At 46.4% G+C, this 12,999-nt stretch carries 9 protein-coding genes; 7 read left to right on the top strand and 2 right to left on the bottom strand.

The features are described 5' to 3' along the window. The 6 genes from LZD49_RS32545 to LZD49_RS32520 form a co-directional block, all read left to right on the top strand. Positions 1–993 (top strand): glycosyltransferase family 4 protein (locus tag LZD49_RS32545; protein ID WP_234672464.1); only part of this gene is annotated, 993 nt, incomplete at its 5' end. Next, the gene (locus LZD49_RS32540) at positions 990–1,997 is read left to right on the top strand and encodes an NAD-dependent epimerase/dehydratase family protein (protein WP_234672463.1); all 1,008 of its coding nucleotides are present in this window, start codon (positions 990–992) and stop codon (positions 1,995–1,997) included. The genes LZD49_RS32545 and LZD49_RS32540, both read left to right, overlap by 4 nt. Positions 1,998–2,240: 243 nt before the next feature. Beyond that, a complete protein-coding gene (locus tag LZD49_RS32535; protein WP_234672462.1) occupies positions 2,241–3,242 on the top strand; it encodes a sugar transferase in 1,002 nt (333 codons plus the stop codon). Between the two features lie 24 nt (positions 3,243–3,266). Further along, positions 3,267–4,691 carry a capsule assembly Wzi family protein gene (locus tag LZD49_RS32530; RefSeq protein ID WP_234672461.1) on the top strand — a complete coding sequence of 475 codons (1,425 nt, stop codon included), beginning with the start codon at positions 3,267–3,269 and terminating at the stop codon, positions 4,689–4,691. Positions 4,692–4,742: 51 nt separating this feature from the next. Then, positions 4,743–6,185, top strand: coding sequence for a capsule assembly Wzi family protein (locus LZD49_RS32525; protein WP_234672458.1), 1,443 nt, complete (start codon positions 4,743–4,745; stop codon positions 6,183–6,185). A gap of 132 nt (positions 6,186–6,317) precedes the next feature. Then, positions 6,318–7,769 carry a capsule assembly Wzi family protein gene (locus LZD49_RS32520; RefSeq protein WP_234672456.1) on the top strand — a complete coding sequence of 484 codons (1,452 nt, stop codon included), beginning with the start codon at positions 6,318–6,320 and terminating at the stop codon, positions 7,767–7,769. Between the two features lie 8 nt (positions 7,770–7,777). Here LZD49_RS32520 and LZD49_RS32515 read toward each other — a convergent pair whose 3' ends face one another. Continuing rightward, positions 7,778–8,167 carry an HIT family protein gene (locus tag LZD49_RS32515; protein WP_234672455.1) on the bottom strand — a complete coding sequence of 130 codons (390 nt, stop codon included), beginning with the start codon at positions 8,165–8,167 and terminating at the stop codon, positions 7,778–7,780. Positions 8,168–8,294: 127 nt separating this feature from the next. Between LZD49_RS32515 and LZD49_RS32510 the strand changes: the two genes are divergently transcribed. Further along, complete coding sequence (locus tag LZD49_RS32510) at positions 8,295–8,999, top strand: DUF1080 domain-containing protein (RefSeq protein WP_234672453.1); 705 nt, start codon at positions 8,295–8,297, stop codon at positions 8,997–8,999. Here the strand turns inward: LZD49_RS32510 and LZD49_RS32505 are convergent. After that, on the bottom strand, positions 8,994–12,989 hold the full coding sequence (locus LZD49_RS32505; RefSeq protein ID WP_234672451.1) for an AAA domain-containing protein: 3,996 nt from the start codon (positions 12,987–12,989) through the stop codon (positions 8,994–8,996). The two genes, LZD49_RS32510 and LZD49_RS32505, sit on opposite strands and share 6 nt — an antisense overlap. Between the last annotated feature and the right edge of the window lie 10 nt (positions 12,990–12,999).

Genomic DNA, 12,999 nt, shown 5'->3' with positions numbered 1-12,999 from the left:
CAGGAAGGATTTCACGTGCAGCATTCAAGTATCGAGCGCGATAGTAAAAATCCGCTGAACCTGCTCAAATCCGTCCTTGAGATCCGAAAATTTGCACGCGAGAATGATGTGAATATCGTACACTCTTTTAAGTTCGTACCTAATCTTATCAACTCCTGCGCGAATATATTTACCGGGAAAAAGGTCGTCCTGCACATTGCCGGCCTGGGGATCGCATTCGCAAACACGACCGTCAAGTTCAGGATACTCAAATTTATCCAGCAGGTATTGTTTCTAATGCAATTCCTTCGCGCCAACCTGGTAATCATCCAAAACCCGGACGATTACAACGATTTCTTTTTCAAACAGTATTTCAGGAAAAAAATTAAGGTGGTAAAGGGCAGCGGCGTCAATATCACAAAATTTTGCCCCTCCACCGACGTCATCGACAAGATCAGCGGTTCATCTGAAAAAATGGTTTTTCTTTGCACAACGAGGCTGATATGGGAAAAAGGTATCAGGGAGCTTGTAGAAGCTTTTGAATCATTGCCCGACGAAGTACGGGAAAAAACGGAACTCAGGATCATCGGCGAGCCGGACAATAAAAATCCGCGGGGCGTCACAAACGACTATATTACAGGATATAGCACAAATCCGTGCATCCGGTTTCTTGGTCGGCAGGATAACATCACGGAGCATTTGCAAAATTCCGATGTATTTATCCTGCCTAGCTATTACCGCGAAGGCATCCCCAGGAGCATTCTCGAGGCGCTCGCAGCGGGGTTACCTGTTATTACTACCGACGTTCCGGGTTGTAATTTGACAATTGTGCCCGATCAGAACGGCATTCTCATTCCGCCGCGCTCGACTGAAGCCATAAGACGGGCTGTCGAAAAAATTATCGCCGAGCGGGAAAGGTGGACGGATATGGGTTCAGCGAGCCGGAACTTGGCCATTTCGGAGTTCTCTGAAAACAGAATATTTACAGAAATAGTAAAATTGTACAACCAATGAAGGTACTAGTGACCGGTGCCGCAGGTTTTATTGGATTTCATCTTGTCCAACAAATGATTCGCTTGAATTATGAGATTGTGGGGATAGACAATATCAACGACTATTATTCCACGTCCCTTAAACTGGACCGGCTTTCTGAGTGCGGCATTACCGGCGTTGACTTGGACAGCCAAAATACAAATACCCATTCCAGCGCCCAGGGCAACTACCTATTCGTCAAAGCCGATCTGCTGGATATGGACAAGCTCGTTGAACTTTTCGAAACGCATCGATTCGACTATGTGATCAATCTGGCGGCACAAGCGGGCATCAGGTATAGCACAGAAAATCCAAGAACTTACCTTAAATCCAACGTCGAAGGGTTTTTCAATATCCTGGAATGTTGCCAGATGTATCCGCCTCAAAAACTGATATTTGCCAGCAGTTCAAGCGTTTATGGTTTAAATGAAACACAACCATTCTCAACGGATCATAAAGTTGATACGCCTATCAACATCTACGCTGCTTCAAAGAAATCCAATGAACTGATGGCCCATGCATACAGCCACCTTTATAAGTTTCAAACAGTAGGGTTGCGTTTTTTTACGGTATACGGCCCTTGGGGAAGACCGGATATGGCCCCTTTCCTCTTTGCGGATGCAATCCTGAACGATAGACCGATCAAGGTCTTCAACAATGGATTAATGAAACGTGACTTTACGTATATCGACGATATTATCGAGGGAATCACGTCCATTACCGGTGCCAACTTGCCCCATTTATATCAGATCTTCAACATTGGAAACGGGAAACCGGTTGATTTGATTTACTTTATCGGCTGTCTGGAACGGTACCTTGGGAAACCGGCCCAAAAGCAAATGCATCCTATGATACCGGGTGATATTGTCTCCACCTGGGCGGATACGACTGAACTTGAAAGAGCCACGGGATACAGTCCCCGGACTGATATTGATCGCGGGACCCGAACCTTCGCCGATTGGTATAAAAATTATTTTATTAAATAGCCGTAACAGCTTGTGGTTCTGCGATTTTTCGTAGTTTTGTAATTCTTCCCCTTCTGTATTCAACACTTGACTAAAAACTTGATCCGACTGACGGATTATTGTAAAACCGGTATTTAATATAATGGTTTTACGTTGCAATCGACTTTGTGCTTAAATTTTTAGTTTGATTATTCAATGTTAATGGCTATACTTGTGCACTTTGACACACTAGTTGTATAATTTTTCCAACATTAGCGCACACATATGAAAAACACCTACATCTCTAACCGGCGGTATGTTCATCGTCTATTAAGCAAAACAGCCGTTTCTGAGGAGGTTTTAATTGTAACCAGTTACGATTATTTTTTGCAGAAGCATGACCTGTCTTCGCTGCTCAAAAGGTACAAGGAAATAATTCTGATCCCGCACACCGATGACGACGACTACCTGCTGAACCACACTGTAAGACCTTTATTGGACAAATTTGAAAAGGTCCATCTGGTTACAAATCCTATTTATGACAAGCGAAACCGAGTAATATACGAGCTTGTCGTCAGAAAGAACAAATCCATACGAATCACAACGGTATACGATTTCTGCGAAAAGTTTTTGAAAAAAGTTTACATCCCCGAGGACGTAAACGAGATCAATCCCAACCTATTGACCATTCCCGCATTCGGCAGGAGAGTTCGCTATCCGAAAAAAATCATAGACGTAACGATCTCTGCAATACTGTTTCTTCTAACCGTACCAATCTGGATATTTAGTTATTTCCGGATCAGACTCCAGTCCCCCGGGCCCGTTTTCTTCTATCAGGAAAGGGTTGGTATGAACAACAAGCTCTTCAATTGTATCAAGTTCAGGTCAATGGGGCTTGACGCGGAGCAGAACGGAGCGACCTTTTCAAAGAAAAATGACTCCCGGATCTTCGGTTACGGATCATTCATGAGGCTGACGAGAATCGATGAGTTGCCTCAAATTATCAATATCTTCCGGCGTGATCTCTCTTTGATTGGTCCAAGGCCTGAAAGGCCGGTATTTACCGAAACTTTCGACGAAATCATTCCCTACTATAATCTGAGGCACAACATAAAGCCCGGGATTACCGGATACGCTCAGGTGATGTACTCGTATGGTGCGGGTGTGTTCGACGCAAGGCATAAATTGATGTACGACTTGTACTATATCAGAAACTGGAGTCTGTTCCTGGAACTCAAGATCATTCTTCTGACAGCAGTTGTAATCTTTGGAAAAAGAGGGAGATAATTTATGCCCACATGCAAATCCTGAATGAGGAAACATCTTTTTGTGCTACTTCTCTGCATAGCATATTCTTTTAAAACCCAAGCTCAGGACTCGACATTCTTTTATTCAGCTACCTTGCTGGGTACTGCATCTACATCACAAGTCCCATTCTGGTTAAGTAACAATCAGAATGGGATAATTCCTACCAAGGGTTCATTTGCCGGAATAAAAGCTAGCTTCCATCGCGTATATAACCAGAATAATCCACGGTTCCTGCAATGGTCGGGTGGAGTTGAGGCCGTTGGCATTGCTGGCAAAAATTCATCAGTCTTTTTCACTGATTTGTTCATTGCGGGCAAAGCAGGCCCCGTCGAACTAAGTGTAGGCCAACGCAAAGAAATGATTGGCCTCGCGGACAGCAGCAGCCTCACCAGCGGATCTTTCGCGCTTTCCCAAAACTATCGTCCATATCCCAAGATACAGCTCAGCACTCCTAAGTTTGTAAATATCATACCTGGAAATGACATTATTGGCTTCAAATTTACTTATTCTGACGGCATACTCGGCCCTTCCGGTGTTCACTATGGGAATGTGTCGAGCGTGGACGAAACATATCTCCATCATAAAGCATTTTACCTTAAACTGGGGAAACGGCGCCATAAGCTAAATCTTTTCGCAGGTTTCAATCATCAGGTCATATGGGGCGGCGAGGACAAAATATTTACCGGTGGCCTTAAGCGATCAAGTGCATACGAATATGTCGTCTTTGGCAAATCCTGGTTGAGCAGCCGGGTGGGAAATCATTTTGGCACCATAGATCTGGCAGCTGAATGGAAAGGCTCTCGATGGGATGTGTTCCTTTACCGTCAGAGCATTTACGAGGACGGTTCGCTGAGCGACCTTTCGAATGTTGCAGATGGATTAAATGGACTCAGATTTAAGAAAAAGTCGCGTCCTGGCCCTTCTGACGGCATCAGCGTCAATACCGTTTTACTCGAATTGATCTACACAAAAAATCAGGGAGGCGCGGTTTTCGATTTCAACACGAGCACATTCGGGATGGATGATTACTTCAATCACTACGTCTACAACCGGGGCTGGTCGTACAAGGGACGGACACTTGGCAGTCCTATCATTGCACCGCAAAGTTCATTCCGACCAGAGCTTCAATCATCTTCCACGTTGTTTACCCCCAATAACAGGATAATTGCGTATCATCTCGGCGCAGATATTTCCTGGAAAGACCTGAATTTTTCACTGAAAGGCACGCATTCGGTTAATTTAGGAACATACAGACGACCGTTCAGCGAGACCTTACATCAAACCTCTTTTATTCTCAATGCAGAAAAGTCGCTATCGGCATCTCGTAAAGATTATTTAACCCTGAGTTTGGCCGCCGATATCGGCAAACTTTATCCTAACAACATGGCCATAATGGTCGGATGGAGAAAATCCGGTTTTATCCGATAACTTTGAAGCCATGTCATTGACCCCAACGGACGTTCTATTTCTATTGCTTAAATGTCGCACCCTTTCTCTAAGATTCGAGCCTTACTAACCTTCTGCATTGCTTGTCTCGCGTCTTTCACACACGCACAGGATTCTACGTTATATTACAAAGCCTCACTAACAGGTGCTGGTGCGACGGCACAGACTCCTTTCTGGCAATATGCCAACCAAAATGGCAGTGTGCCTATGAACGGCTATTTCGGCATGGTCGACGCCGGTTTTTATAAAGTATACAATCCTAACAACCCACGGCTATTTCAATGGAGCGCTGGTATCCAGGCAATTGCAAGTTACGGCAGATCGGAAAATGTTTTTCTCTCGGACTTATATGTTGCAGCAAAGCTTGGCCGGGTGGAAATTTTGGCCGGGCAGAAAAGAATGACGGCCGGTCTTGCCGATACAACGCTCTCGTCGGGTCCGCTGGCAATGGCCGGCAATGCACGTCCTCATCCAAGGTTCCAGATCGCTATTCCCGAATACTTTCCCTTATACTTTACAAACAACTTCGTCGCAATCAAGTTTACTTATTCTGACGGATATCTCGGCGGCAGCCGGGTCAACTTTGGAAGCGTGCCCAAGGTTTCATCCACCTATCTGCACCAGAAACAGATATATTTCCGGCTGGGAGGCAAATCGCACCGGTATCGTATACATCTGGGCGCGAACCATCAGGCAATCTGGGGTGGAGAAGAGGAGCTCATGCCCCTTTACAAGCTGAAAATGCCTAAGGCTTACTGGTACACAATTTCTGGTAAAACGTTGGATTACAGAAAGGTAGGAAATCATTTCGGCACGTTTGATATCGGTGGAGAATGGCATGGCAGAAAATGGAACTTCTTTCTTTACCGCCAGAATATCTATGAAACGGGTTCCCTTTTTAGAGTTTCGAATTTCGAAGACGGTCTTAATGGGTTGAGCATCAAACGGGCCAAACCTTTGCCGAAAGGATCTTCATACTTTGCCTTCCACTCATTCTTACTGGAAGTTGTCGGAACACATAACCAGCTCAACCGTTATCCGATATCTGAACTCGTATTGTTTGGCAAAAGCAATTATTTCAACAGCTACGTATACCAACGGGGCTGGGCATATTATGGATCCGGAATCGGCACTCCGCTTGCACCAGCTTCCGCCACGACCGATACGGGTTTACCTCGGAATAATTCGGAATTCACGAATAATAATCGTTTCTGGGCGTTTCATACTGGGGCAACCGCCACATGGCTCAATCTTAAACTTGCATTCCGGGGCACTTACTCACGTAATTCAGGGACATTTTTAAGTCCGTTTGAAGATGTCAAACAACAGGTATCATTATTGCTGAGTGCGGAAAAAAACTTAAATATCTTAAAAGGATGCAGTGTTTATTCCGCATTATCATCCGATATTGGAGAACTGTATCCGAACACATACGGACTTACGATCGGCCTTCGAAAAAGCGGTTTTCTCGATTGAGCGTATATTCTTCGAACAACGCGGCGTGCAATATGATAAGAGAAAAGTTCTACTTATTTTTGTTGGCTATAATACACATGATGGACAAAGCGTGAGGGCACACCTATGAGATTTCTTTTATTCATATTGCTAATGTTGCCCTTTATTGGTTTTTCCCAATCTGAGACCAAAGAACCAGTTATATACACCGATTCGACCGTCAACTACGCAGAATTTGTTGGAATGGGCAGCACGAACGGGTACACGCCATTCTGGATACAATCTAACCAATACGGAATAGTCCCGACAACCGGACCAAATCTTAGTGCACGCGTAGGACTCGAACATTACTGGACAATTTCGGAGAATAAAACGCGTAACAAATTGCGCGTCGGCGGAGGTGTGGAAGCTGTCGGCAATTTTGTTCAGACCAATGATTTCCGACTTCCGCAGGCCCATGCCTCGCTTCGTTATAAAAACTGGGAATTTTACGTAGGCCGGAAGAAACAAGCGCTTGGGCTTGCGGATTCTACCATCGGTTCCGGCTCATATGCATGGTCGGGGAACGCATTGCCTATTCCTAAGATCTACATTGGAACCACCCAGTTTGTGTCGGTGCCTTTTACAAAAGGCTGGCTTTCCTTTCAGGCATTTTATTCGGACGGACTTTTCGAAAAAGGCAGGCCGATTACAAGCGACCTGAAGTTTCATCAAAAAGCATTCTACATGCGCATCGGGAAAGGCCATTCCTTGTTGAAGCTGTATGGTGGTTTTAACCATCAGGTTCAATGGGGTGGAAAAACGACTGTCGGTCTTGCCGGTGAAGGCGGGCAGATGCCTAGTGGTCTCTCGAACTACTTTCATGCGGTTATTGGATCTATCGGAGGTAGCGGCGACGACATCACCCATTTCGATAGTACCAGCCGGATAGGAAACCACCTCGGATCGATCGACCTCGCGATAGAGGTAGAAACCTACGGAAGCAGCATCTTTCTGTACAGGCAATTCATCTACGAGGATGGCTCGCTATTTTATCTGACCACCATTAATGACGGCTTGTACGGCGCCCGGATCAAGCGGAAAAACTCATATGGGGCCAATTTCGAAATCAATACGGCCGTTTTGGAATTTCTTTATACCAAAAACCAGGGAGGTGATGACTTTGTGATCGGCGACCCAAAAAAAAGGGGGCACGACAATTATTTCAACAACCAGCAGGTCCGCGACGGATGGGGCTATTACGACAGAACTATCGGAACGCCGTTCATTCCGCCAACTTCGCAGACCAAGTGGAGATGGCCCAATTATGCCGATAACTTCACCAGCAACAACCGTGTAATGATGCTCCATCTCGGCCTGGAAGGCACGTTATTCCGTAAAATTCAATGGCTGGGTAAGTTCTCCTATTCAGAGAACAGCGGTGCTTATCTCGAACCGTTTATCGGTTCCCCCAGGCAATTCTCAGGCGTGCTGATGATGCAATCAAAGCTTGACATACTTGGTGGCTTGACGGTGAAAGGTGCCTACGCAGCCGATATAGGCGATCTGTACCGTAAAACTTACGGATTTATGCTCGGTGTAAGAAAAGACTTGTCGTTTTACTGAGCCGCGTCTCACAAATTGTTTCTGATCTTTTCAGCCAGCGTCGCGAGTTCTTCTTGCGACGTTTTTATTTTAGTACTAAAATCAGCGTCGGCCATGCTGTTCAGTGGGAGTAGATGCACATGCGCGTGCGGCACCTCCAGGCCAATCACACTAACACCTACTCGCAGGCAGGGCACCGATTTTTCCAACGCCGGAACAATGCTCTTCGCAAATGCGAACAAACCGGTGTACAATCGGTCGTCGAGGTCGAAAAGGTAATCGACCTCTTTTTTCGGGATGACAAGCGTATGTCCTTTCGCAATGGGAAATGCGTCCAGGAACGCCAGAAAATCTTCTGTTTCCGCAATTTTATGGGCAGGGATCTCCCCCGCTACGATTCTTGAAAATATAGATGCCATGTGGATATATTGACAGATGATTTTGACCTACTCCCAAAAATAGGAGCCGTCAACTTTCGATCCAAATATGCCTTTGAAAACTCAAAAAGTACTTAATATTGTGGACTAAAACTTTAACAAGCGAAACATGAATTGCACAAAATGGAAGGCTTTCGGAAAAGCATCCGTTATCGCCCTGGCCGCCCTGGCTTTTTCTAATGACGCATCAGCGCAAAAAGGGAAATGGGTTACCCTCTTCGATGGCAAAAGCCTGAACGGCTGGCATAGCTGGCAGCAGGATAAAGTGTTGCCACAATGGAAAATCGAAGATGGCGCAGTTGTATTGGCGGAGAAAGGTGGAAAAGACCTCGTTACCGATAAAGAATACGGCGATTTTGAACTAGAACTCGAATGGAAGATCGCAGAAGGCGGTAACAGCGGCATCATTTACCACGTCGTGGAAGATAAAAAATACTGCTGCCCCTACTCTACCGGCCCTGAAATCCAGGTACTGGATGATGTAAAACACCCAGATGCAAAAGCCGGAAAAGAAGGCAACCACAAATCGGGATCTTTGTACGACATGCTTCCTCCGTCTGACTTTTCTGCCGTAAAACCTGCCGGACAATGGAACAAGGCAAAAGTGATCATCAAAGGCGGTAAAGGTGAAAGCTGGCTGAACGGCAAAAAAGTGGTTGAATTCCCGACCCAAGGTGCTGAATGGGACAAACTCGTTGCCAACAGCAAATTCAAAACCTGGCAGGGCTTCGGTGCATCTTCTAAAGGAAAGATCGCATTGCAAGACCACGGCGACAAAGTTTCCTTTCGCAATATCCGCATTAAGGAACTATAATAACCCGTTTTTTAGGTTTCCCGACCAATATTCGCGGCTATAAACGCGCCTGAACGGCCAGTTTTTCAGCCGCAACAGAAGGGGCAGATAAGCGTGAGGCTCTTTGGACGACTTACTATAATGGTAAAGATCGTCGTCCGTAAGAACCAAGCCCTTGTAGGCCCCTTCTTCTTTGACGGTAATGTCCCCAAAAGGAAGCTCTTTTTCAAAAGCGGGATTCTGCTTAACCAGGCGCTCCTTCAATAACCAGTCGGAACGGAACTGGCCAGTCGTAAGTGGTGCAGGCTCAAACCTACCCTCCGACACTTGCAAGGCATAATCCATATAGGCCTTCAGTAATTTGGGACCTTCATTCGCGGTATGCTCGGTTTGAAGTTGTGACGGCCATAGGCTTGTTACAAAATAGATCTTTTCCCGCGCCCGTGTCACGGCCACATTCAGGCGGTTTTCTCCTCCCTGCATATTCAACGTACCAAATTGCATTGAAATACGGCCTTTTTCATCCGGCGCATAGCCCATCGAAAAGATGATCACGTCGCGCTCATCGCCTTGCACATTCTCGATATTCTTCACAAAAAGTCCTTCCGGCACAGCGATTTCCCTTTCCAGCGCATCCTGGATTGCAGCCTGCTGGTAAAAGTTGAAGGTCACCACGCCCATGCTTCTGCCGCTGCTCCCAAGCTCTCGGACCAGTCTCAACACCTCTTCCACTTCAATCGGATTCGTATTATTCTTCCAGACGCCATCCGTCTTAATGTATTGAATACCTGGTTCACGATCGTTGATTTTGTTGAAATCAGGCAGCAGTTTCAGGCTTTGCTTGTAAAACTTCCTATTAGAAAAATCGATCAGATCCAGCGAAAGGCTACGGTAATGGCCCGTCAATTGATAATGGTCGAGCGACTGTCCTGCAAGATCCAATAATGATTCTATTTCAATTGCTGCCGAATATTCCTCATCCTCTGTCCTATCCTCGAACCGCACACGATAAAGATCGCTGGGCGAAAGCTGCTTGCTATCACCCGTTACTACCCATTGCTTTCCTCTGAATGCCGCAGGCAGGCTATACTCGGCATAACATTGAGATGCCTCATCAAAGATCACCAGGTCGAACAATCCTTTTTCCATTGGAAATATAGCCGAAACTGCCTCGGGTGATGCCATCCAGCAGGGGATCAAAGCAAAAACCTCGTCCGCATAATGTTCGAACATCTTGCGGACAGGCCATATTTTCCTCTTTTTGGTAACCTGATGCCCGAGCTCTCTATACGTTACCCGGTTTCCAAGACGGTTCTTTTCGACGTCCTCGTAAGTAGCCTCCCGCAATTTGATATTCGCAATGTCAGAGCTTAGCTTTTGTTTCAATGCAATACTTCCCTGCATCTGATCCTCCCACTGCTTCATTTTCAGTGATGTAACCGACCGCAAAGCGGGATACTTGCTCTCAACATGTTCGATCCAGGCCAGCTTAATGCTATTTTCAAACAGTTCCAACGCCGCATTGGCATCCGGCAGCGCTAATTCCACCGCCTTATCCAATATGGCGCGGGCAGTGTCCTGCTCTACCTTCGTCATGCCTTCCCATAAGCGATCCATATCAGCCAGCGAATCAAAATCATTACGCAGCGCTTCGAGCAATGTCCTGCTATAACCCGCAGGCTCGTCGATCAATGCGGTGATCTGTGCTGGCAGTAAATAGGGCAACATCGCTTTTTCCATCCGGTCCCATACTTGCAGCCATTGCTTAAGGTTTTGAATTATATTCTTAAACTGGCCCAAATGATCATTTACCCGAACTATTTCGTGGAACACTCCCCGCCACATGCGCATATCCATACGAGCGGTCGCGTCAGCCGCACGCTCCGCGGATCTGAAAAATAAAAGATATTCCCCCGCCCGGTCGGCCGAAAAATCGTCGATGAATCCTGGTTCGAAACCTAGGCTTGTATTTTGCAGCCAGGATTCCAACTGTCGGCGGTTCCTAATCCGCTCTTCAAGACGTGTTAGATCTTCGAGTTTTATAGTTAGGCCATTATTATTAGCTACACGCTCTATTTCCCTTTTTTCTTTACTAAAAACATCCCAAAAAAAGCCCGACACCGCCGACTGCTTTGTTTCCAGCGACTTTTTCAGCGTAATTTCAAATGCGTTTAGCTGTTGGGCTGGCAATGACATCTCAATGCCGCCCTCGGCCAAAAACCCTTCCATGGTGTCAACCGCCTGACGCGCCAATGCCAGCCGCTCATGTGGATTTGGCCCGGAACCAGTATACTTTTTCAGCAACTTCCAGGAAGCTTCGTCCATCACCAGCTCTTCAATATGGGTGAGTCGTTCGACGATTTCGTGCCGTTGACTAATATATTCTTTATTAAATTGTAAACCTGTTAGTTTTTCAAATGCCCTTAATTGCTTTTCGAACGCGGCTGGCCATTCCAAGAGCATATTCTCCATGGTCCGCAACTCTCCCACGCCAAATGATGCGAAGCTTCGTCGCTGATGCCAGGGATGCCCTGGACGGATCAGGAATGCATAGTCGAAATAGGTCTTCAAATGCCTTTTGAAACCATCCCAGCCGTCAATTCTGAATTGCCGGTAATATTGGCGCGTATCAGCATGCGGCTTCTGTGGGTCGCTGGTGAGGTAGAGTTCTTTAATGCTGACACCACATTCATTTTCATCGAATAGTGCCAAGCGAAAATTATCCAGTTCGCTTACCGTTTTGTCAATCGCACGGCTCTCCTGGGTAAATTGCCTTTCGAGGAACACCGAATCGAGACTGTAATTTTGCTGGCGGTAAGCGTCCACCTTCTCGATCTGCGCGGCAATCTGCATATACAATGCCGACCGGTCGTTCTTGAAATCGTGGATGAGGCCGGTAAAATCCTTCATTCCGGTGGTTGTCAGACGTTGATAAACCACATCCAACGCAGCCCGTTTCTGGCACACCAGCAATACCCGCTTACCCCGGGAAGCAAAATCCGCAATGAGATTGCAGATCAACTGCGACTTGCCGCTCCCCGGCGGGCCTTGTACCACCACCGACCGCCCCGATTTCACCGCCAGAATGATCTCCTCTTGCGACTCATCGATCGCGAAAGGTGTCAGCACGTCCTCTTCCCGCATCTGGCGGTTTTCGGAGGTGGGAACAGGCTCAGTCTGTCCCTCAACTTCTCCTTCCGCTTCCTCCGAACCAATCAAAGGAATGCTGAAATGCTCTTTGTCGGCTAGATCGATCAGTCTGTTATAATCGGGCACCAGATAGGATCCCGCTTGCGGAAATATGCCCAGAACCGCCTCCGGGTAGAGTTTGAGCTCGCCATTACGTTCATTAGTAACCAGCTCCGAGGCTTTTCCGGCATCGAATGCGATGAGCTTGTCTTCGAAAAGCTGTTGATTGAAATTGATTTTGAACGGTGTCGACTTTAACCATTCATATAATTGTGTCCTGAATTCAAGAAAATCCTCTGGGAAATCTTCAAATGACTTTTCAAGCACTTCATCCGGGATTTTTGCCTCGTTGAAATGTCCATAAGCCAGTGCAAAACTTTGATTTAATGCCACAATACTGTCGTCGCGCTCCAAAAGGCACCACTGCTCGCGGTCCATTCGCAGGGTTACAGGAAAAAAAAGCAATGGTGCATGAATAGGTGTACCGTCCGAAAGTTTGCCTTTGATAAAAGGATAACCTACATAAAGATCGCGGGAACCTCTTTCCTCTTCAATAAAGCGCTCTGTACGGGAAATTTTACGAAGCCTTTTACTGACCTCATTGACCTTCTCGAACCGGGGATCGGCGACATCGCATAATGCAACCCGGCCCTTCCCCTGAATAACCTGTTGTAGCACTTCTATTGAAGGCTTGGACAACAGGAAATCAATATCATGAAAATCCAGAAATTGCTCGGCAGACAAGTTTGTGAGTAACAGCGACTTGTTGCGGGTACTGAGATTGGTAAGTCGTTTTAAATAAGCTTTAAGAATCCGGTTCATAGGTACTCAA

The sequence above is a fragment of the Dyadobacter sp. CY261 genome, from assembly GCF_021440085.1.
Classification (GTDB): domain Bacteria; phylum Bacteroidota; class Bacteroidia; order Cytophagales; family Spirosomataceae; genus Dyadobacter.
The sequence above is the reverse complement of the archived record's forward strand: the minus strand, read 5'-3'. Positions and strand labels throughout refer to the sequence as shown.